This window comes from Rhodococcus sp. OK611 (genome assembly GCF_003050885.1).
Taxonomy (GTDB): Bacteria; Actinomycetota; Actinomycetes; order Mycobacteriales; family Mycobacteriaceae; genus Rhodococcus_G; species Rhodococcus_G oryzae.
The window spans coordinates 83,562-105,529 of record NZ_QAOZ01000017.1 but is presented as its reverse complement, the minus strand read 5'-3'; the positions used below and the strand labels follow the sequence as shown (position 1 = coordinate 105,529).

Below are 21,968 nucleotides of genomic sequence, written 5' to 3'. Positions count from 1 at the left end.
ACACCTTCCCTTGCTGGGCCCGCGAAGAAAAGCGCGGGGTCCCGATACCTGTCGACGGGGGCGGGTGCCGTCCGTCGCGTGCCGGATAGCCGAGACGCCACCGACCGCGTGTGCGGTCGGTGGCGTCTGGGTGTCTGCGTCGAACGCCGTGGGCGCTCAGCGATCAGCGATCGCCGCGGGGGCCTTCGAATCCGTCGTACGAGCGGCGCTCGGTCCGGCTGCGGAAGCCTCCGGAACGCGAGGAATCGCCGCTGCGCTGGGGGCGATCCCCGTAGCTGCGCTCGCCGTTGCCGGAGTCGCGGTTCGGGCGGTCGCCCTGCGGGCGGTCGCCGTAGGGACGGCTGCCGTGCGAACGCTGGTGACCGCCCTCGGAGCGGTTGCCCTGGTAGCCGCCCTCGGTGCGGGGTCGGCTGCCCTGGTAGCCGCCGCCGTCGCGCTGCGGCCGGTTGCCCTGGTAGCCACCCTCGCTGCGCTGGGGGCGGTCGTTGTACTTGCGCTCGCCCTGGTAGCCGCCTTCGGAGCGGTTGCCCTGGTAGCCGCCCTCGGTGCGGGGTCGGCTGCCCTGGTAGCCGCCGCCGTCGCGCTGCGGCCGGTTGCCCTGGTAGCCACCCTCGCTGCGCTGGGGGCGGTCGTTGTACTTGCGCTCGCCCTGGTAGCCGCCTTCGGAGCGGTTGCCCTGGTAGCCACCCTCGGTGCGGGGTCGGCTGCCCTGGTAGCCACCTTCGGAGCGGTTGCCCTGGTAACCGCCCTCGGTGCGGGGACGGCTGCCCTGGTAGCCGCCTCCACCCTCACGGCGGGGACGGCTGCCCTGGTAGCCGCCCTCGCGACGGGGCCGGTCGCCGAAGCGATCGCTCTTGAAGTGCTGTTCGCGGACCGGCTCGCCGCTCGGCGCCTTGGCGCCGGTGATGGTGGCCAGCTCCTCGGAACCGGGCGCGACGTTCACCGCGGTGGCGTCCACCCCCGCCATCCCGGTGAGCTTGCGCACCAGGCGACGCTGGTTCGGCAGCACGATCGCAACGACCGTGCCCTTCTCGCCCGCGCGGGCGGTCCGGCCTGCGCGGTGCAGGTAGTCCTTGTGATCGGCCGGCGGATCGACGTGCACGACCAGGTCGATGCCGTCGACGTGGATGCCGCGGGCCGCGACGTCGGTGGCGACCAGCACCGGGGTGCGGCCGCTCTTGAAGCGCTCGAGGACGCGGGTGCGCTGGTTCTGGGCCTTGCCGCCGTGCAGCGACTCTGCCGGGATGCCAACCGCGCGAAGACGATCGGTGATGCCCTCGCAACCGAGCTTGGTCCGGGCGAACATGATGGTGCGGCCGTCGCGGGCGCCGATCTCGGCGAGGACGACGTCCTTCTGTCCGCGATCGACGAGGAGCACGTAGTGCTCCATGGTGTCGACGCTGGCCTTGCCGTCCTCCGTCGAGTGCGTCACGTGATCGGCCAGGAACTGCCGGACCAGCGACTGCACCTCGCGGTCGAGGGTTGCGGAGAACAGCAGTCGCTGACCGTCGGGCCGGGTCTCGCCGAGGATCGAGCGGACCTCGGGCAGGAAGCCCATGTCGGCCATCTGGTCGGCCTCGTCGAGCGCGGTGATCTCGACCTGGTCGAGGATGCAGGTGCCCTGCCGCAGGTGGTCGCCGAGGCGGCCGGGGGTGGCGACGAGGATGTCGACGCCGCGGCGCAGCTGCTCGACCTGCTTGGTGAACGGCATGCCGCCGACCGCGGCGAGCACTCGCACGCCGACCGAGGACGCGTAGGGGTAGAGCGAGTCGACGACCTGGATCGCGAGCTCGCGGGTGGGCACCAGGACCAGGGCGCGCGGCCGCTTGGCCGCGGGACGGTCCTCGTGCTGCGCGAGCCGGGCCAGCATCGGCAGGCCGAAGGCGAGGGTCTTGCCCGACCCGGTCTGGGCGCGGCCGAGGACGTTCCTGCCCGCGATCGCGTCGGGCACGGACATCGCCTGGATCGGCGACGGCACGGTGATGCCGTTCTTGGCGAGGGCGGCGACCACGGGTGCGGGCAGGCCGATCTCGGCAAAGGTGATGGTGGGAGTCTCCTCGGCGGGCGAGGGGGACTCGAGCGGCGCCAGTTCCTCGGGGGAAACAGGGGCAGCAGAAGACATGTGGACAGCGTCGGTCACGCGGATACCTCTCCGGACGTCGGGCGCGTCGCGGAGCGCGAGCTGTCATGCAGCACGCAAAGAGACGAGCCGGGGCACATTTTCGCCTGGCCTTTCCCGGTGACATTACGGCCGGGGGCGGGGCTGGGTGCCTGAACAAACAATGGGTGGACCGCGATTGCGGCCGTCGTTCAGTGTACGCGAGGCGCCGGAAAACCACACGTCAGCGGGGTTGTGACGTGGGCAACTGCCGGTAGGTCGGCCGTTGAGGTGCGCGGAGTCCCTGTGCGCCACCGGGATTCACCGGTTAGCATCGCCTCGTGACCGACACCCACGTGACCGATGCGGCTATGGCCCTCGTCCGTCGTCGGTACATCGATCTTGCGCTGGTGTGTGCTGCCGCTTGTCGCGGCCGCTGATCCGACCTGAACCGCGACCGTCGCTCGCGGAGTCGAATCCTGCGACGTTCACCCACATCCTGCGCAAGGAGCCCTGTCCATGTCCACGATCAATGCTGCGCCCACGACCCCGAACCCCGATGCCGCGATCTCGCACCTGGGCGGCATCATCCGCGCGACCACCGACGCCGTCCGCAAGGATCGCGCCAACGCCCGGGTCCGGTTCACGGCGAACGCGACCGCGCACGACGCCGTCGCCAGCACCGTCCGAGCCGGCAAACACTTCGTCGAGGTGGACGAGCCGCCCGCGCTCGGCGGCGGATCCACCGCGCCCAATCCCGTCGAGTACTACCTGGCGGCGGTGCTGTCCTGCCAGGTGGTGACCTATCGGTTCTGGGCGGACAAGCTCGGCGTCGAGATCGAGGACATCACCGCCACGGCGGAGGGAGACCTCGACGTGCAGGGCTTCTTCGGCCTCGACGAGGCGGTTCGCCCCGGCTTCGGTGAGGTGCGGGTCACCGTCACACTCACCGGACCGGAGAGCGCCGAGCGGTACGCGGAGCTGCAGGAGGTGGTCGACGCGCACTGCCCGGTGCTGGACCTGACGCGCAATCCGACCCCGGTGCGGACCGTGCTCCAGGTCGCCTGACGCGGCGACGGGTCGGGCTCAGCCCCGGAACAGGCGGCTGAGCTCGACCAGCCAGGGCACCGCGACGGCGATCGTCGGCACCACGAGGATCGCCACCGACGCGAGATACGCGGCGGCCGCGAGCTGCAGATCGTTGCCGTCGCCGCCGAGTCGCTTGATCCGGGTCAGGGTGTGGGGACCGCCTGCGGCCATGGCGCCGACGGGGGCGCTGGAACCCGAGCACGCGACGAGCGCGCGGGCCAGGGGAGTGGGTCCGGTGACCTTGAGGGCCGAGTCGTCGGCGAGCATCTCGACGAGCAGCTGCACGCAGCCGAGCGCGGACTTGCTGCGGACTACCCGAGGGAAGGCCTCGTTCACCGCGGTGAAGGCCTCGAGCACCAGGTCGTGCCGGGCGCGCAGGTGGGAGCGCTCGTGCATCAGGATCGCCGTGATCTCCTCCCGCTGGAGGTTCGCCAGGGTGCCCTCGCTGAGCACCACCCGTTGGCGGAGGCCGGGCAGGCAGTACGCGATCGGTTCGGAGGCGCTGAGCACCCGGAGGTTCGAGTTGCGTCCACGCTGCGGGTCGCGCTGATCGAGGAGATCGACGAGCATCCGGTGCCGGGCGCGGCGCCTGCGCGTGCGCACGCCGACCGAGGCGATGGAGAACACCAGCTTCGCGCCGATCAGGAGGGTGAGCGCGAGCACCACCACGTAGGCGATCCACAGCGGGAGCCCGAGCGCGTCGATCTCGGCGGTGGGCGCGGTGGTCGGCCTGCCGTCCGGGCCGGGTACGAGCAGCTCCGTCGCGATCGCCAGTCCGGAACTGAACGCCGACAACACGGCCGCGAGCGCGATGGCCTGCCACAGCACCAGCGCCGCCCTTGGCGCCCGATAGGGCCAGGTCGCCCGGGAGAGGAGGGCTGGCACCGGCCCTGCAAGCAACAATGCGAGCAGCGCGAAGGCCAGTGCGGTGGTGGGGTTCATTGCCCACCCATCATCCACATTGTGGGGTCAGCTGGCGCGATCGGTCCCCGGATCGACGCTCCGGAGGGCGGGTTTGGCCGCCTCCGACGCCTCGAGCGCGGCGAGGGCCTCACGCAGCGCGGCCGCCTCGTCGGCGCCCACCTGCCCGACGAAATGCACCAGTGCGGCGACCCGTCCGTCGGACTCGTCCGCCTGCTGAAGCGCGTCGACCATCAGGCTCGCAACGAGCTCGTCGCGGCCGTGCACGGGCACGTAGCGGTGCGCGCGATCGTCGCGCTGCTGAATCACCAGGTTCTTCTTCGCGAGACGCTGCAGGACCGTCATCACGGTCGTGTACGCAAGCTCGCGGCGCGTCGCGAGAGCCTCGTGCACCTGTCGCACGGTCTGCGGTTCGGAACTGGACCAGAGGTGGTCCATGACTGCGCGCTCGAGTTCCCCAAGTCCTGCCATAGGAACAGTGTACGGACTGTCCGACGCGGATGCGTACTACTACTCGTAGTACGAAATCCCCTGATCCGTGCTATGTGTGGATGAGCTCGTTGCGGAACCGGACCGGCGCCGCCGGAGGGAATAGTCTGCTGTCACCCGTCGAGAGGCATACCCGTGGATTGGCTGCTTCGCTGGTCACTCACCTCCGGCCCGCTGCCGTGGTTCGTCGCGGCCCTCGGCGCGGTCGGCGGACTCTGGCTGCTGCTGGCACCGACCACGGACCCGCGCCGGTACCGGCAGCGGGCCATCCCGCTCGCCGCGGCGGTCACGCTCGGGTGCACCGTTGCCCTCTGGGTGGTAGTCGAGAAGTGGTGGCGGCCGTTCCCCGATCAGATCGAGACCGAGATCTACGTCTGGATCGGCCTCGGGATCCTCGCGGTGGCACTCCTGGTGGCGCGGCTGCTGCTCGACCGGCGGGTGTGGCGGGCGGTGGTCTCCGTGCTCGCGGCGGCGGCCGTGGTGGCGGCGGCGGGCGCGCAGATCAACCTGGTGTTCGCCGCATACCCGACGGTGCGCGACGTCCTCGGCCTCCCGAACCCCAACGAGATCGCATTCGGCGAGCTGCCGCCGCCCACACCTGACCCGATCATGGGTACCCCCCTCGAGTCGGTGTGGCGGCCACCGGCCGATCTGCCCACCGAGGGCAGGGTGACGACGGTGCCGATCCCCGGCGTCGCCTCCGGGTTCGGGGCGCGGGACGCGCAGATCTATCTCCCGCCCGCCTACTTCGCCGACCCCCGGCCCGCGCTGCCGGTGCTCGTGCTGCTGGCCGGACAGCCGGGTTCCCCGGCGGACTGGTTCAACGGGGGCAAGCTCGCGCAGACGATGGATGCCTTCGCCGCCCAGCACGGCGGCCTGGCCCCGGTGGTGGTCGTCGCCGATGCCACGGGGTCGCAGTTCGGCAACCCCCTCTGCCTTGACTCGAAGCTCGGCAACGTGGCGACGTACCTCGCCGAGGACGTGCCCGCCTGGGTCAAGTCGCACCTCGAGGTGAACCCCGACCCGCGGAGCTGGGCGATCGGTGGGCTGTCCTACGGCGGCACCTGTTCGCTGCAGATGGCCACCAACCACCCGGACGTGTATCCGACGTTCCTCGACCTGTCCGGGCAGGAGGAGCCGACGCTCGGGGACCGGGCCCGCACGGTCGACGAGGTGTTCGGCGGCGATGCGGCGAAGTTCGCGGCGGTGAATCCGATGGACCTGATGGCTGCACGCAAGTACCCGGGCTCGGCCGGGGTGATCGTCGCAGGCAGCGACGACGGCGAGTACAAGCCGGGGGCCAAGCGGGTGTATCAGGCGGCCAAGTCCGCGGGGATGGACGTCCAGTACGTGGAACTGCCGGGGGGACACAGCTTTGCGGTGTGGTCGGCCGGGCTCGAACACGAGCTTGGGTGGTTGGCGACGAAGATGGGGCTGATTTCGTGACTCAGGCGACGGCGACGGCGGCCACCAGGCAGACCCGAAGGCTCCTCGAGCTGGCCAGGTCCGGGGCATCCGGGGCGCCGGTCAGCATCGGGCTGCTCGTCCTGATCTGGGTCCTCGGTGCGGCGACCGCCAGCCTGCTGTCCGGCCCGGCGCGGTACGTGGACCGTCACTTCGCGGCGGGGATCGGGCCCTTCGAGGACGGTCGGGTCTGGACGTCGCTCACCGCCGGGCTCTGGGCGCCGGGCCTGGCCGGGTATCTGGTCGCGACGGCGCTGGTCCTGCTGGTGGCCGCACCGATCGAGCACCGGATCGGCTCGGGCCGCTTCGCGGTCGCGGCGGCGAGCACCCAGGTGCTGGGCACGCTGCTGGGGATCGGGGTGGCCGCGCTGGTGAAACTGGTCGACGAGGGGTGGGGCTTCCGGTTGCACATCGGTGCCGCGGTCGGCCCGACGACGTGGATCGTCGGCGTGGCCATGGTGGCGAGCTCGCGGATGGACACGCTGTGGCGACGGCGGACCCGGGTGGGGCTGCTCGCGCTGCTGATCACCCTCGCACTGTTCGGCGGGCACCTCGAGGACATCATCCGGCTCGCCGCGGCGGTGGTCGGGCTGGTCCTCGGTCCCTGGATCGTCGGCCGGTCGGCGCGCGGGGCTCGGCTCGCGGGGACCCGCCGCGAGGGCCGGGTGCTCGTCGCGATCGTGGTCGCGGCCGGCGCGCTCGGCCCGGCTCTGGCGGCCCTCTCGCCCAACGCGGTCGGACCGTTGGCCGTGCTGCGCGAGCTGTTCCGTGGGGTGCCCTGGACACCGGACGAGGTGCGGGCCATCTGTGCGGGCGCGTCGAACAGCGAGGAGTGCAGGCGCGGGCTGCTGGGGCTGCGACTTGGTGGGGTCGGGCCGACCCTGTTGAGCCTGATGCCCTCGATCTTCCTGTTGGTGCTCGCGGACGGCCTGCGCCGGGGCAGGCGGTTCGCGTGGATCGCGGCGGTGGTCGTGCACTCGATCCTGCTCGCGCTGTCCGTGGCGAACTATGTCGTCCGGTTCATCGAATCGGTCGGTGAGGAATCGCTCTTCTACGGCCTCGACTCGCCGAACCTGTACCGGACCATCACGCCGTTCCTGACGCCGCTCGCGATCCTCGTGGTGCTGCTGCTGACCCGGCGGTTCTTCGATGTCGCCGCGCCGAAGGGCACGTATCGCCGGCTGTGGACGATCCTCCTGGCCGTCGCCGCGGGGCTCGGCGTCGTGTATGTCCTCGGTGGGCTGCTGGCGCGCAAGGGGTTCGACCGGGATCCGGGGCTCGCGGGTCTGCTCGCCGACTATCCGCAGCGCCTGATCCCACCGGTCTACCTGCAGTGGCTGGACCCGCGCCTGCTGCCCGACAGCGCCGCCACCACGGTGCTGTTCGAGTGGACCGGAGTGGTGTTCTGGGTGGTCGCGTGCGTGGCGACGCTGGCCACGTTCCTCAAGCCGGCCTACGGCGCGGAGACCGAGGACACCGAACGGGCCAGGAAGCTGTTGTGCGCCAGCGGCGGCAGCCCGCTGTCCTGGATGACGACCTGGCGCGGCAACAAGTACTGGTTCAGTCCGGACGGGACGAGCTACGTGGCCTACCGGGTGATCGCGGGCGTCGCGCTGACCACCGGCGACCCCGTCGGTCCGCCTGACCGGTTGCGGGTCAACGTGACCGACTTCGCGGAGTTCGCGTCCAGCAGCGGATGGATTCCGTGCTTCTACTCGGTGACCGGCGAGCTGCGGGAGGTGACCGACTCGATGGGGTGGTCCGGAATCCAGGTCGCGGAGGAGACGGTGCTCCGGCTCGACGACCTCGCGTTCACCGGCAAGAAGTTCCAGGACGTGCGCACCGCGGTGAACCGGGCCAAGAAGGACGGGATCAGCGCCGAGTGGATCTCGTTCCCCGACGCCCCGCTGTCGATCACCGATCAGATCACCGCCATCTCGGAGGAATGGGTGGCGGACAAGGGGATGCCGGAGATGGGCTTCACGCTCGGCGGCCTCGAGGAGATCGACGATCCGCAGGTGCGGTGCCTGGTCGCCGTGGATGCCGAGCGCACCGTGCACGGGGTCACCTCGTGGATGCCCGTCTACCGGGACGGCCGGGTGGTCGGCTGGACCCTCGATTTCATGCGCCGCCGCTCCGAGGGCTTCCGGCCCGCAATGGAGTTCCTGATCGCCTCCGCGGCGATGCTCCTCAAGGAAGAGGGCGCCGAGTTCGTCAGCCTGTCCGGCGCGCCGCTGGCGAAGGTCGTCTCGCCGGAGGCAGCGGCCGATACCGAGGAGGACCTCGAGCGGTCCACCCTGTCGACGGTGCTGGACCGCCTCCTCGACGTGCTCGGCAAGACCCTGGAGCCGGTGTACGGGTTCCGGTCCCTGCTGGCCTTCAAGTCGAAGTTCCAGCCGGAGTACGTGCCGATGCACATGACGTTCGCCGATCCGGCGGCGCTGCCGAGCATCGGCAACGCCATCGGTCGGGCCTACCTGCCGGAGGTCTCGATCGGCCAGGGAGTTCGCCTGGTGCGCACCATGATCGGTGGCAACCGGACCTGACCTCAGGCCGAGCCGACGCCCACCGCGTCGGCCGCCGCCACTGGCCCGCCGATCGACCCGTACACGTGCCGGGTCCCGATCGGCACGATCAGCGGCCGGTCGGAGACGGGGTCCTCGATGACCCGGGCCTCGAGCCCGAACACCTTCAACAGCAGCTCCTCCGAGATGACCTCGCTCGGGGTGCCGGACGCGACGACCGCGCCCTCGGACATGACGATCAGGCGGTCGCTGTACCGGATGGCGAGGTTCAGGTCGTGCAGCACCATCACCACCGTGCGTCCGAGTTCCTCGTGCATCCGGTCCACCAGGTCGAGGACCTCGACCGAATGCGCCAGGTCCAGGTACGTGGTCGGCTCGTCGAGCAGCAGGATGTCGGTGCCCTGGGCGAGCGCCATCGAGATCCAGGCGCGCTGGCGCTGTCCGCCGGAGAGCTGGTCGACGGGTCGGTCCGCGAGCTCGGACACCCCGGTCAGGGCCAGCGCCCTGGCCACCTCGCCCTCGTCGTCGGCCGACCACTGCCGGATCCAGGACTGGTGCGGGTGCCGTCCGCGGGCGACCAGGTCGGCCACGGTCAGTCCCTCGGGCGCGACGGGGGCCTGCGGGAGCACCCCGAGGGTGCGCGCGACGTCCTTGGTCTTGAGGGTGGAGATGGCCTTGCCGTCGAGCAGCACCTGGCCGGACTTCGGCTTGAGCAGTCGGCCGAGCGAGCGGAGCAGGGTGGACTTGCCGCAGCCGTTCGGCCCGATCACCGTCGTCACCACGCCGGTGGGGATCTCGAGGTCGAGCCCGTCGACGATGATGCGGTCGCCGTAGCCGACGGTGAGGGCCTCGGCCGCGAGCCGGGGCGCGGTGTGCTCGGTGGTGAGCTCGCTCATCAGACCGACACCTTTCGATTGTTTCGGACGAGCAGGTACAGCAGGAACGGTCCGCCGAGGGCCGAGGTCACGATGCCGACGGGGAGCTCGACGGGGAGGATGGTGCGCGCGATGACGTCGCTGCCGACCACCAGAACGGCCCCCACCAGGCCGGAGGCCAGGATCGGCGGTCCCGGGGTACGCAGCAGCCGGAGTGCGAGCTGCGGAGCGCACAGCGCGACGAATCCGATCGGGCCGACGGCGGCCGTCGCGATGGAGGCGAGCGCCACCGCGGCCAGCAGCAGGGTGGCCTGTCCGGCCTGCAACCGGACGCCGAGCGAGCGTGCGTTGTCGTCGCCGAGACGCAGCGCGCCCAGGGTGAACGAGGAGATCAGCGCGATCGTGCCGACCACCGCGACGCCGATCGCGACGGGCCACACCTGCGCCCAGTCGCTGCCGTTGAGGGAGCCGTTGAGCCAGACCTGCGCACGGGCGACGTCGTTGATGTCGGCGGAGATCAGCATCCACTGGATCGCGGCGATCAGCATGGCGTTGAACCCGATGCCGATCAGCACCACCCGGTAGCCCTGGACTCCGCCGCGCCACGCGAGCGCGTAGATGATGACGGCGGTCGCGATGCCGCCGATCAGCGCCGCGATCGGGATGCCGAGCACCGCGAGCAGTCCCACGAAGCTGCCGCCGCCCGCCAGCACGATGAGGGCCACGGCGGCCGCGCTGGCCCCGGCGGTGATGCCCAACAGGTCCGGGCTGGCCAGGGGATTGCGCAGGATGGACTGGGTGATCGCGCCCGAGATGCCCAGCGCGAGGCCGGTGAGCAGCGCGGTGAGGGCGCGAGGCAGGCGCAGGTCCATCACGATGAACCGCTCGACCTTGGTGCCGCCGCCGAAGAGGATCTCGGCGACGGTCGGCACCGAGATCGCGAAGTCGCCGCGGCCGATGTTGATGCACAGCAGCAGGAACGCGGCGAGCAGCAGGCCTGCGGTGATCGCGACCATGGTGGTGCGGCGGACCAGGGAGACCGGCCCGACCCGGAACCCCGGGCGCGACGGCACGGTGGTGGGGAGTTCGACTTTGTCGTCGATCAGGCTCACAGCGACACCAGCTTTCTGCGCCGGACGAGCGCGACGAAGAACGGTGCACCGAAGAGCGCCAACACGATGCCCACCTGGAGTTCGCCGGGGCGGACCACGACGCGGCCGATCACGTCCGCGAGCAGGACCATGATCGCGCCGATGATGCCTGCATAGGGCACCAGCCAGCGGTAGTCCGGTCCGGTGATCGACCGGGCGACATGGGGCACCACCAGTCCGACGAAGGCGATCGGGCCACAGGCGGCGGTGGCGGCGCCGGTGAGCAGGGTGATCGCGATGATGCCGATCGTCCGGCTCAACACGATGTTGGTGCCGAGGCCGCGGGCGACGTCGTCGCCGAGGCTGAGCACGTTCAGGCTCGGGGTGCTCGCCATCGCGATCAGCGTGCCGATCACCAGGAACGGCAGCACCTGCCAGAGCACCTCGGGTCCGCGCCCGGCGATGGAGCCGACGACCCAGAACCGGTAGCCGTCGAGGCTGGTCTGGTCGAGCAGGATGACGGTGTTCGTCATGGCGCTGAGGAACATCGCCACCGCGGCACCGGCGAGCGCGAGGCTCAGTGGGCTCGATCTGCCGTTGCCGATCGACGAGATGCCGAACACGACGATGCTCGCGGCGAGGGACCCGGCGAAGGCGAACCACAGGTACTCGTTCGGTCCGGCCAGCCCGAACAGGTAGATCGAGAGCACCACGAAGAACGCGGCGCCGCCGTTGAGGCCGAGCAGGCCCGCGTCGGCGAGCGGGTTACGGGTGTGGCCCTGGATGAGCGCGCCCGCGATGCCGAGCGCGATGCCGACCGCGATCCCGAGGGCGGTGCGCGGCACCCGCAGGGTGCGCACCACCAGGTCGGTGTCGAGGCCGGTCGGGGTGAACAGCGCGTGGAAGATCTCGGCGAAGGTCATCGGCCGGGCGCCGACGGCAACGCTGGCGAGGGCGGCCGCCGCGAGCAGCAGCACGAGGAGGGCGAGCCCGAGCAGTCGGCGCTTGCGGATCGCGGCCATCGAGGTGTCGCGGCGGATCGGGGTGAAACCCTCCGCGACCGCGGTCTTGAGCCGGACGACCTCGGAGCCGCTGCGGGGGAGCAGGGCCCGGCGGGTGCCGAGCGGCCTGCCGGACTCGGCGTCCCTGGTGACCAGGCCCAGCCAGCCCTTGCCGACGCTCTGGCCCGTGGCGCCCTCCCTGCTGCCGCGGTTCCAGACGAGCAGGGCGGCGGCGGTGATCAGCGCGACGCCGCCGAAGACCGCGCGATCCATCTGGCCGCCGCCGTTGTCGTCGCGCAGGGAGTCGACGATGAACCAGCCGATGACCAGGGGGAGGGCGACCACGCCGAGGTCCGCGAGGGCGGCGAGCAGCCGGCGTTGCAGCGGTGCCGGACCGGTCGGGACCTCCAGCGAACCGTAGATCTCGGTCGGGTGGGTCCCCCGGGTCTCGGTCGGCCCGGGGCGAGCGGCGACCGAACCGGGTGTGGGGGTGGACGTCACGGTCGGGGGCTCCTGATCGGCGAGGCGCAAGCTTGCGAGATTAGGTTACGGAACCCTATCCCCGGCCGGGGGCTCGGCTCCCGCTCGCCCGCAAGTAATGGTTAGGCTAACCTACATTCGCGGTCGACCCGCAAGCGGTCGCCCTGCAGTTGATCTCGACGAGATGTCCGAATGTCGCCGACCCAGGAGTGAGCAGTGTCATCCATCGCAGCGCCCCCGTTCGCAGTGTCATCGACCGCCGTTTCGGTGAAACCGGTGCGGAACGACCCGGCCGCCGCGCTCGACGACTCCTGTCTCCGACTCCGGGGCATCTATCCGGAGTACCCGCGGGTGTATGCCGTCGCTCTGATGGCCGACCAGGGCAAGCGTCGCTGGTGGTCTGCCGTCGAGGGGATTCACGGCGATCGCCTCGAGCGGATGGTCGAGCGGGCGCTGGCCGACCTCTGCGATCCGGAGGCGGCGGCCGCCTCGGTCGCGACCGCGCTCATCCACGCGGTGATCGGCCGGGTGGCGTCGCTGGTGGTGTTGGAGGGGCGCGCCTGGGATCCGGGTCTCGAGAACCTTTGGTTGCACATGGACAGCGACGGCTGCATCGACTGGGCCGGGGTAAGCGATCCGGTGCTGCGGGTGCTGCCCGGTGATCGCTGGGCCGGGACGCGTGCCGCGGTGACGTTGCCGTGCGAGGGCGCTCTGCTGGTGTGGACCGTGCACCGCTGCCACACCGCGCTGGTCGCGTTCTTCGATGCGCTGGACCTGATCGTGCCGCTCGATCGATCGCGCTTGTGGGCCATGGTCGGTGAGGCGATCCTCGGTGCCGCCACGCTTGTTCCCATTCTCGGCGGCGTGGGCGAGTCCGCCGCGATGCGCCGGGGGCAGGGCCTGCTCGACGCCTTTGAGGGTGCCGGGGTGCCGGTCCGGGCGCGTGCCGACCGGGCAGCTTTTCGCCGCGGCGTCGCTGCGCTTGCATGTTAGGCCAGGCTTGCCTATTGTCATTCTCGGAACGTGAATGATCGGACCGCGCCGGAGTCCTGAGGGCTGCAGAGACTCCCGGTCCTTCCCCGCGACGGGCCCCACACCTTCGGGTGCGGGGCCCGTCGGCATTTCGGGCGAAAGGTACATTCACTCGACCGGCAACGATGGAGTGTGAAGATGAGCAACGTGTCCTCGATGAGCGATCTGTCCGGGATGGACCCCGCGGCCGCAACCCCGTTCCTCAACAAGGGATTCGGTGAGGTGCTTGGGCTCGAGTACACCGAACTCAGCGGCGACCGGGTCCGGGCCCAGTGGACGGTCCGTCCCGAGCTGTACCAGCCGGCGGGCATCATGAACGGCGGCGTGCACTGCGCGGTCGTCGAGACGCTCGCCAGCATCGCGGGCAGCATCTGGCTGGGTGACCGGGGGCATGTGGTCGGCGTCAACAACAACACCGACTTCCTGCGGGCCACCCGCGACGGCGTCCTCTTCGCGGAGGCGACGCCGGTGCACCGCGGCCGCACGCAACAGCTGTGGCAGGTCGCCGTGGTGGACGAGCGGGACCGCCTGGTGGCCAAGGGGCAGGTGCGGCTCGCGAACGTCACAGACACGGACCGGCTCGGGGGCTAGCGAACGAACGAGAGATCGGTTCGTCACCCCCGACTGTCGCCATTGATCGCAGTCACTGATTGCGCAACGCATTTGTCGGCAGCACTGCCCCGCTCCGGAGGGGCGGGATCCGGCAACGAAGCGGTCCATTTGTGGACTGCCGCCGCGCTTAGCCCAGCAAAGATGCGCCTTGCCAAGAAGACGCGCGATCCCTCATCTCGTAGGCGTCAAACCTGCGGCCGGTTCTTGTAGACGGCCCGGAGGACCAGGAACGCCAGCCCGGTGGCAACCGTGCAAACCAACAGGGTCACGGTTCCTTTGGTCCAACTACCAGCCGAGGCACCGAAAACGACGCCAAGGATTTCGGACATGAGGAGTCCTGCGGTCAATGCCTGCCGCTCGTTGATCCTCATGTGGCTACCGTGACTCCTGACGCATCAACCAGTCTCGAACAGCGTCGAGCACTGCGTCCTGCATGCGGAGGCCCTTGGCTGCGCAAGTCATTTTCAGTTGGCGCTGTACCTCGACAGGAAGCCGAGTCCCGAAGGGTGCGAGCGTCGCGCCCTTCAGCGATCGATCCTCCGGTTGAAGTGACCGTTGCGGTGCCCCTTGGACGGTTGGTAGTGCCGTATATGGCTGTAGTTCGCCTCGATGGGATCCAAAGAGGTGGCTAGATGTTCTCTTGTCCGCATTTGGTAGATGTGACCCCCCGCTGATCCCCACTTGTACTCCGTGTCTGATTTGTATATTTAGATACTTAGAGCATGCAATCCTAGTGCATTTCGGGGGCATTGTCTTCGAAAGTTACCTGCGAGTATCTAGCGGTGAGATCGCACGCCAAATCTCGCATGTATGCACGCATGATGGAGGCTGGCTGGTCATACCAACGGCGCCGCTGATTTACGGAATTGCAACCGAAATCCACAACCTCAGGTTGTTAGTCGTGCGGTCGCACTCCTTTTCTAGAGCTGTGGGCATGAACTCTGGGCTACTTATCGCCCTCGCGCGATTTCAGGCGAGCCCAGATCTTCCCGACAAGAATGGGCGCTAAAAGAGCGCCGAGGATCAGCCCCAACAGGGCATCTGTACTTAGATGCGACGCCATCGACACGAGGAAGGCGAGCGTCGCGACGAGCACAGCCCAGCCGCCGAACCGGGCAACGGGCGCAGTAGTCGGCCGCTCCAACCAACGGGCTGTCGTGGCCGTGATCGTGTAGACGATCACGGCCACGACAGCCATGGTGATCATGATCCACATCAGCTGCAGTATCCACCCGAGTAGTAGTCGACACCCAGAATGCCGGCGCCGAACGGAAGCGGGGAGCCGGGCAGCAACGGGAGTCCGCCGAGGCCGAAGCCTACCTTGAACTGAACGCACTGGCCGGATGCTGCAGCGAAAGCGGCAAGGCTGGCAAGTGTCCGCCCAGCCCACATCACACCCGGATTCGGAAGCCAGGCGGCCACGCCTCCCCCTGCCCCCATCTTGGCAGTCTCCATTTTGTTGAGATAGACGTGGCCGGACACCCATCCCCAGTTCCAGGAGGGATCGGCGGTCACGGGGAAGGCTGTTTCCTCGGTGAAGTCGACATGCTGAACGAGGCTGTTTCCCTCTACTTTCAGCGAAGTGGAAATCGCGCCACCGTTCGCATCGGTCGCCCATGGCTTCTTGAAGCTGCCGACCGGGAGGCCGGCGGCGTTGTTCACTGTGATCGACCCATCTTCCTGAGGATCGGTGGTGAAGCCGGCCGGCAGGTTGAGGGGGAATTCGTAGCGGCTCGGCGCCGCCGCGTCGGGGATGGTGATGGTGGTCGAGACCTCGCCGTTCGGGCCAGTCTTGGTGTCGAACGACGTTGAAGCGCCAGGGATGGTGTCGAACGATGGTGAAGCGTCGCCCCGTTCGCCAAGAGTGTCGTGGGGGATTTGCCAGCTGATTTGTGAACCATCTGTTCCGGTCCCCTGAATCTCCTCACCAGGAGTGGACGGCGCAGCATTTGCAACTCCGCCAAGCGGCAGAATTGCGGCCATTGCAATAGTGGTCAACACGACACGAGAACGAACCTTCATGGATCTCCCTGCTTGGCGGGTTGGCGGACTTATCTCCGCCCGAGCCAAGGATGCTTCATCCGGATTTTTGCGTCAATGGCCAACCCGGAATAGCGGATGCATTTTCGAAATCCATATGCGGGTTATCTTGTTAGCATTCCAAAAATGCGCGTCAACCAGCACGGGAATGCAGTAAAGACAGAAATCTGACAACCTAACAATATTTGTAAATAGGTGGCGGCCTCGGGCTGGTTGCGGGCCAGGCGTCGCATCCCGCAACGGCCAGGGCGCCCGGCCGGCCATCACGTTGGTAGCAGTCGGCTGATCGGGGCGTGGCCGGGCACACCGAGGGCCGCGTCCAACGGAGTCTTCGTGCCGTTGATCGGAGAGTTGTTCGTAGTGTCGCGTCTGGCGCTATCGGGAAAGGAAGGCGATGCAGTGACTGAACCGATGAATCCAGTCGATCACCGGCAGGTCGATGCATCGCGCTTGCCGTTGCATCCAGCGTCCTAGATGCCTCGTGGTCGGGACGGGTCATCGGGGTCGGAATTGGTGTCGTGCTTGTCATGCTGGGAGAAAAGTTCCTACTTCCTCGGATGTCACGCCGAGATGCGATCAGACGGTGCCGCTCACCGCGTAGTGGGTGGTCCTAGGCCGGATGAATACCCCAAAGGCGTCGTTGCGGCGGCGAACTAGTTGGTAGCCTCCGGACCGGGGAATGCGGCCGGGGTGGTCCGCGTAGTAGACCTGCACTCCGCTGCAGGTAGTCCACAGGGGGACAAATTGGTAGTCGCCATCGCGCTCGTTGCTGGCTTTCTCGTACTCCTTGCCGGCGGAACGGCGCTCATCGAACGGCTGGATAGACCAGGGCGCAGAGAATCGGATGAGAAGTGGATGTCCCGCGGGCAACCCGAGGATCATCCCTAGATTCTCTCAAGTGTCGGTTCTGGCCAGGGCATCAACGGCGGCTGTCCAGCGAGGAGCGGACCGGTACTTCCCTTGCCGGCCCGCATCTCGCCAGGCAGCCCTGAAACGCAGTTCGTTCTGACGGGCACACAGGAACCCTCCGCTGCCCACCGGCTTCGCATCAGGTGAGGAACTGCGCCGCCCTGTCCGCCAGGTCGAGCACGGGCTGCGGCAGGATCCCGAGCATCAGCGTGACGACGGCGCACAGGCAGATCGCGGCCGCGGTCGCGGTGCTGGGCACGACCACCGTCGTCGCCTCGGATTCCGGCGTCGGGTCGGAGAAGTACATCAGCACGATGACCCGCACGTAGAAAAACGCGGCGATCGCGCTGCTGATCACGCCGACGATGACGAGGGGTACCGCCCCGCCCTCAGCGGCGGCCCGGAACACCGCGAACTTTCCGACGAACCCACTGGTCAACGGGATTCCGGCGAACGAGAGCAGGAACAGGGCGAAGACCGCGGCCAACAGCGGTGAGCGTCGGCCGAGGCCGGCCCAGCCGGCCATGTCGGTGGTTTCCTGGTGCCCGTCCCGCACCAACATCACGCAGGCGAAGGCGCCGAGCGTGCTGAAGCCGTAGGCGAGCAGATAGAACATCGTCGCCGAGAGTCCCGCGTCGTTCCCGGCGATCAGGCCGGTGAGGATGAATCCGGTGTGGGCGATCGCCGAATACGCGAGCATGCGTTTGACGTCGGTCTGGGTGATCGCCAGCACGGCACCGATCAGCATGGTCGCGATGGCGACGGCCCACAGCATCGGACGCCAGTCCGCCCGCAACTCCGGCAGGGCGACGTAGAAGATGCGCAGCATGGCGCCGAACGCGGCGACCTTGACGGCCGCCGCCATGAAGGCGGTGACCGGGGTGGGGGCGCCCTGGTACACGTCGGGCACCCACGAATGGAACGGCACCGCACCGACTTTGAACAGCAGGCCCACGCTCAGCAGCCCGGCACCGAGCAACGCCAGCACCGGCCGCTGCTCGCCGCCGTCGGCGATCGCGTCGGCTATGCCCGCGAGCCGCACCGTGCCCGCGTAGCCGTACAGCAACGCCACGCCGTAGAGAAAGAACGCCGAGGAGAACGCGCCGAGCAGGAAGTACTTCAGCGCTGCCTCCTGGGAGAGCAGGCGCCTGCGCCTGGCCAGTCCGCAGAGCAGGTACAGCGGCAGCGACAGCACCTCGAGCGCGACGAACATGGTGAGTAGGTCACCCGCCGCCGGGAACAGCAGCATCCCGCCGACCGCGAAGAGCGTCAGCGGGAACACCTCTGTCTGCATCACTCCCGCCCTGGTCGCCTCCAGTTCGTCGACGCTGCCGGGCACCGCGGCCGCCTGGGGGGCGAAGGCGTCGATGCCGCCGACCCCGGCCGCTGGACTCGGGACCGAGACGACCGCCGCCCGCCGCGCCCCGCCCGCGGCCCGCGGTCCGCTGCGTTCGGCGATCAGCAACACCGCGAGGATCGAGACCAGCAGGATCGTGCCCTGCAGGAACAGGGTGGGGCCGTCGACGACGACAGCGCCCATGACGGCGGTGCCGTGATCTCCCCTCAGCAGCACGACCGCGACGAACGCCGCGCCCAGGCCGCCGAGACTGAGCACCAGGTGGCTGGTGAGGCGGCCGCGGGTGGGCGCGAACGCCTCGACGATCACCGCCACGACCGCCACCCCGAACACGATCAACATCGGCGCGAGCCTGCCGTACTCGATGTCCGGTGCGGGCAGCGCAGCCTGGGCGAGGGCTTCATGGGACCTCATCGGGGCGCACCTCCGTGGTTGTCCTGATCGGCGACGAGGCCGGTGAGGGTCGGGCCGGTCGGTGCGGGATCGTGCTGACCGATCGTGGTCATGATCTGACTGACCGCGGGGTTGACGATGTCGAGGACCGGTTTCGGGTAGAAGCCGAGGACGAGGAGCAGCGCGATCAGCGGGGCCACGACCGCGAGTTCGCGGGGCACCAGGTCGCGGATGCGCTTGTTGTCCTCGGTCACCGGACCGGTCATCAGGCGTTGATACAGCCAGAGCACGTAGATCGCCGCGAGAACCAGCGCGCTGGTCGCGATCAGCGCGGCGGCCGGGTAGCGGGTGAAAGTGCCCACCAGGACCAGGAACTCGCTCACGAACGGGGCCAGCCCGGGCAGGGACAGGGTCGCGAGGCCCGCGACGAGGAAGGTGCCTGCCATCACAGGGGCGACCTTTTGCACGCCGCCGTACGCGGCGATGGCCCTTGTGCCGCGGCGGGAGACAAGGAATCCGGCCACCAGGAACAGGGCAGCGGTCGAGATGCCGTGGTTGACCATGTACAGCGTCGAGCCGGCCTGCCCCTGACTGGTCATCGCGAAGATGCCGAGAATGATGAACCCGAAGTGCGAGATCGACGTGTAGGCGATCAGCCGCATCACGTCGGTCTGACCGATCGCCAGCAACGCGCCGTAGACGATGCCGATCACCGACAGCGTGACGATCAGCGGCGCGAAGTACGCGGACGACTCGGGGAAGAGCTGCAGGCAGTAGCGGAGCATCGCGAAGGTGCCGACCTTGTCGACGACGGCCATCATGAGCACCGCGGTGGCCGGGGTGGCGGCAGTGGCCGCGCCCGGCAGCCAGGTGTGGAAGGGCCACAACGGCGCCTTCACTGCGAAGGCGAACATGAAGCCGAGGAACAGCGCATTGAGGACGCCGGGATCGACGCCGAGCCCGCCCGAGGAGGCGGCCGCGACGATCTCGCGGAAGTCGAAGGTCCCACCCGGAAGCGGGCTGCCCTCGCGCACCGTCACCACGTACAGTCCGATCACCGCGGCCAGCATGATCAGGCCGCCGAAGAGGTTGTACAGCAGGAACTTCACCGCCGCGCGAGACCGGTGCACGCTGGCCCTCCGGGTCACCGCGGTGGCATCGGTCCCGCCGAATCCGCCGATGAGGAAATACATCGGGAGCAGCATCGCCTCGAAGAACACGTAGAACAGCAGGATGTCGAGGGCGGTGAACGACACCAGCACCATCGATTCGACCACCAGGATCAACGCCACGTAGAAGTGGATCCTGCGCCTGCCGATCGGCTCCGGCTCGGGGACGTCGTTCCATCCTGCGAGCAGTAGCAGCGGCACCAGCACGGTTGTCAGCAGCACCATCACCAGCGCGATGCCGTCCACCCCGAGGGTGTACCGGGTGCCGAAAGCCGGGATCCAGGCGTGTGACTCGACGTACTGGTACTGCGCGCCCGCCGGATCGAAACCGACCGCCACGGACACCGCCAGCGCGAGCACCACGAGCGCGGTGCCGAGCGCGACGGACCGGGCGAGCCGGTGCTTGTCGGCGGGCAGCGTCAGGACAGCGGCGGCGCCGACGAGCGGTGCCACCCAGATCGCGGTCAACCAGGGCAGGCTCATCGGAGACCCACCAGCACCATCGTCGCGGCCACCGCGCCCGCGCCCGCGAACATGTACAGGGCGTAGGTCCGGACGAAGCCGGTCTGCAGCCGTCGGATCCGCGCCGACGAGCCGGCGATCGCCGCGGTCAACCCGCTCACCGCGCCGTCGATGCCCCTGCCGTCGAAGTAGCCGAGCCACCGCGTCAGATGTTGGCCAGGACGCATGAACACCGCCTCGTTGACTGCGTCGCCGTACAGGTCCTTGCGGGCCGCGACGGTGAGTGGGGAGACCGCGGCGGGCGCGACCTCGGGGATCTTCTGCCCCGCGTACTGCCGATAGGCCACAGCGACACCGGCGAGCACGACGACCAGGGTGGTCACGGTGATCACCCATACGGGGACGGCGAGATCGGGATGTTGGGCGCCGACCACCGGTTCGAGCCAATGCTGGAGCGCCCCACCGAAGGCCAGGATCGCGCCGGAGGTCACCGAACCGATCGCGATGAGGATCATCGGCCACGTCATCACGCCCGGCGACTCGTGCGGGTGGGCGACTGTGCCGTCTGGTCGCTCCGCAGGCTCCGCGCCTGTGCCTTCTGGTCGCTCCGCATGCTCCCCTCGCCATCGGGGCGTGCCGAAGAACGTCAGCAGCATCACCCGGGTCATGTAGAACGCGGTGATGCCCGCCCCGAGCAGGGCGGCCGTACCGAGGACGATGCCCTCGGTGCCGCCCGCGCCGAACGCCGCCTCGATGATCTTGTCCTTCGAGAAGTACCCGGAGAAGGGGGGAATGCCGAGGATCGCGAGATAGCCGAGCCCGAACGTGACGAAGGTGATCGGCATGAACGCCCGCAATCCGCCGTAGCGGCGCATGTCAGTCTCGTCGTTCATGCCGTGCATCACCGACCCGGCGCCGAGGAACAGTCCCGCCTTGAAGAAGCCGTGGGTGAGCAGGTGCATGATCGCGAACGCGTACCCCGCGGGGCCGAGGCCCGCGGCGAGCACCATGTAGCCGATCTGGCTCATCGTCGACGCCGCAAGCGCCTTCTTGATGTCGTCCTTGGCGCAGCCGATGATTGCGCCGAACAGCAGGGTGACCGCGCCGACCGCTACGACCGCGAGCTGCGCGCCCGGCGCCAGGTCGAAGATCACGTTGGACCGGACAATGAGATAGACGCCCGCGGTGACCATCGTGGCGGCGTGGATCAGCGCCGACACCGGGGTCGGGCCCTCCATCGCGTCGCCGAGCCAGGACTGCAGCGGCACCTGGGCCGACTTGCCGCACGCCGCGAGCAGCAGCGCCAATCCGATTGCCGTGACCGCGGACTCGCTCGCCCCGTCCGCCGCGGCGAAGACGCCGCTGAAGTTGATCGAACCGAACGTCGCGAACATCATCATGATCGCGACGACCAGGCCCATGTCGCCGACGCGGTTGACCACGAAGGCCTTCTTCGCCGCGGTCGCCGCCGACGGCTTGAACTGCCAGAAGCCGATCAGCAGGTAGGAGGCGAGGCCGACGCCCTCCCATCCGACATAGAGACCGAGGTAGTTGTCGGCGAGCACCAGGAGCAGCATCGCGGCCAGGAACAGGTTGAGGTAGGCGAAGAAACGACGCTTGGCCACATCGTCTTTCATGTAGCCGACCGAATAGATGTGGATCAGCGAGCCCACCCCGGTGATGAGCAGCACGAAGCAGATCGACAGCTGGTCCAGCAGGAGCCCGAAGTCCACCTGCAGGCCCGCGGCAGGTAGCCAGCTGAAGAGGTCCTCGGACAGGGCACGATCGGCGGTGTCGCGGCCCAGCATCTGGGCGAAGAACACGACACCGACCGCGAACGACGCCAACGCCATCGCACAGGCGAACAGATGGCCCCACCGGTCGGTTCGCCTGCCGCCGAGCAGCAGCACCGAGGCGCCCAGCAGCGGCAGGGCGGGCAGCAGCCAGATCCCCCCGGTCAC

Annotated in this window: 17 protein-coding genes; 5 read left to right on the top strand and 12 right to left on the bottom strand. The window is 68.8% G+C overall.

Features of this window, described 5'->3' with window-relative positions; translation table 11 throughout:
* Positions 1 to 163: 163 nt before the first annotated feature.
* Positions 164 to 2,140: a DEAD/DEAH box helicase gene (locus C8K38_RS21125; RefSeq protein WP_373560283.1), complete on the bottom strand. Its 1,977-nt coding sequence runs from the start codon at positions 2,138 to 2,140 to the stop codon at positions 164 to 166.
* Positions 2,141 to 2,617: 477 nt separating this feature from the next.
* On the opposite strand from C8K38_RS21125, the gene C8K38_RS21120 reads away from it, so the two are divergent.
* Entirely contained in the window at positions 2,618 to 3,166 is a 549-nt protein-coding gene (locus C8K38_RS21120; RefSeq protein WP_097213364.1) for an OsmC family protein, read from the top strand.
* 18 nt (positions 3,167 to 3,184) lie between these two features.
* Here C8K38_RS21120 and C8K38_RS21115 read toward each other — a convergent pair whose 3' ends face one another.
* Together C8K38_RS21115 and C8K38_RS21110 are read right to left on the bottom strand one after the other, a co-directional pair.
* The gene (locus C8K38_RS21115) at positions 3,185 to 4,129 is read right to left on the bottom strand and encodes a M56 family metallopeptidase (protein WP_077041754.1); all 945 of its coding nucleotides are present in this window, start codon (positions 4,127 to 4,129) and stop codon (positions 3,185 to 3,187) included.
* Between the two features lie 27 nt (positions 4,130 to 4,156).
* Entirely contained in the window at positions 4,157 to 4,579 is a 423-nt protein-coding gene (locus tag C8K38_RS21110) for a BlaI/MecI/CopY family transcriptional regulator (RefSeq protein WP_097213363.1), read from the bottom strand.
* A 153-nt stretch (positions 4,580 to 4,732) separates the two neighbouring features.
* Here C8K38_RS21110 and C8K38_RS21105 point away from each other — a divergent pair, with 153 nt between their 5' ends.
* Together C8K38_RS21105 and C8K38_RS21100 are read left to right on the top strand one after the other, a co-directional pair.
* Positions 4,733 to 6,043 (top strand): alpha/beta hydrolase, encoded by a 1,311-nt coding sequence (locus tag C8K38_RS21105; RefSeq protein ID WP_097213362.1) that lies wholly within the window; start codon positions 4,733 to 4,735, stop codon positions 6,041 to 6,043.
* Positions 6,040 to 8,607, top strand: coding sequence for a bifunctional lysylphosphatidylglycerol flippase/synthetase MprF (locus C8K38_RS21100; protein WP_097213361.1), 2,568 nt, complete (start codon positions 6,040 to 6,042; stop codon positions 8,605 to 8,607). The genes C8K38_RS21105 and C8K38_RS21100 overlap by 4 nt, the downstream gene beginning before the upstream one ends.
* A gap of 2 nt (positions 8,608 to 8,609) precedes the next feature.
* On the opposite strand, the gene C8K38_RS21095 is transcribed toward C8K38_RS21100, so the two are convergent.
* Genes C8K38_RS21095 through C8K38_RS21085 form a run of 3 tightly spaced genes read right to left on the bottom strand, consistent with a single transcriptional unit; the run spans position 8,610 to position 11,976 of the window.
* Positions 8,610 to 9,482 (bottom strand): ABC transporter ATP-binding protein, encoded by an 873-nt coding sequence (locus C8K38_RS21095; protein ID WP_097213360.1) that lies wholly within the window; start codon positions 9,480 to 9,482, stop codon positions 8,610 to 8,612.
* Complete coding sequence (locus C8K38_RS21090) at positions 9,482 to 10,573, bottom strand: FecCD family ABC transporter permease (RefSeq protein WP_097213359.1); 1,092 nt, start codon at positions 10,571 to 10,573, stop codon at positions 9,482 to 9,484. The genes C8K38_RS21095 and C8K38_RS21090 overlap by 1 nt, the downstream gene beginning before the upstream one ends.
* Positions 10,570 to 11,976 (bottom strand): iron chelate uptake ABC transporter family permease subunit, encoded by a 1,407-nt coding sequence (locus C8K38_RS21085; RefSeq protein ID WP_097213410.1) that lies wholly within the window; start codon positions 11,974 to 11,976, stop codon positions 10,570 to 10,572. The genes C8K38_RS21090 and C8K38_RS21085 overlap by 4 nt, the downstream gene beginning before the upstream one ends.
* A gap of 324 nt (positions 11,977 to 12,300) precedes the next feature.
* On the opposite strand from C8K38_RS21085, the gene C8K38_RS21080 reads away from it, so the two are divergent.
* Entirely contained in the window at positions 12,301 to 13,026 is a 726-nt protein-coding gene (locus C8K38_RS21080; protein WP_179800667.1) for a hypothetical protein, read from the top strand.
* A 195-nt stretch (positions 13,027 to 13,221) separates the two neighbouring features.
* Positions 13,222 to 13,656, top strand: coding sequence for a PaaI family thioesterase (locus C8K38_RS21075; RefSeq protein WP_373560285.1), 435 nt, complete (start codon positions 13,222 to 13,224; stop codon positions 13,654 to 13,656).
* A gap of 206 nt (positions 13,657 to 13,862) precedes the next feature.
* On the opposite strand, the gene C8K38_RS21070 is transcribed toward C8K38_RS21075, so the two are convergent.
* From C8K38_RS21070 to nuoL, 6 genes are all read right to left on the bottom strand, one after another.
* Complete coding sequence (locus C8K38_RS21070; protein ID WP_097213358.1) at positions 13,863 to 14,048, bottom strand: hypothetical protein; 186 nt, start codon at positions 14,046 to 14,048, stop codon at positions 13,863 to 13,865.
* Between the two features lie 575 nt (positions 14,049 to 14,623).
* Positions 14,624 to 14,893, bottom strand: coding sequence for a hypothetical protein (locus C8K38_RS21065; protein WP_097213357.1), 270 nt, complete (start codon positions 14,891 to 14,893; stop codon positions 14,624 to 14,626).
* A complete protein-coding gene (locus C8K38_RS26950) occupies positions 14,893 to 15,699 on the bottom strand; it encodes a hypothetical protein (RefSeq protein WP_143548502.1) in 807 nt (268 codons plus the stop codon). The genes C8K38_RS21065 and C8K38_RS26950 overlap by 1 nt, the downstream gene beginning before the upstream one ends.
* 1,066 nt (positions 15,700 to 16,765) lie before the next feature.
* On the bottom strand, positions 16,766 to 18,397 hold the full coding sequence (gene nuoN, locus C8K38_RS21050; protein WP_097213354.1) for an NADH-quinone oxidoreductase subunit NuoN: 1,632 nt from the start codon (positions 18,395 to 18,397) through the stop codon (positions 16,766 to 16,768).
* Positions 18,394 to 20,028 carry an NADH-quinone oxidoreductase subunit M gene (locus tag C8K38_RS21045; RefSeq protein WP_097213353.1) on the bottom strand — a complete coding sequence of 545 codons (1,635 nt, stop codon included), beginning with the start codon at positions 20,026 to 20,028 and terminating at the stop codon, positions 18,394 to 18,396. Before C8K38_RS21045 ends, nuoN begins: the two co-directional genes overlap by 4 nt.
* Entirely contained in the window at positions 20,025 to 21,968 is a 1,944-nt protein-coding gene (gene nuoL / locus C8K38_RS21040; protein WP_097213352.1) for an NADH-quinone oxidoreductase subunit L, read from the bottom strand. Before nuoL ends, C8K38_RS21045 begins: the two co-directional genes overlap by 4 nt.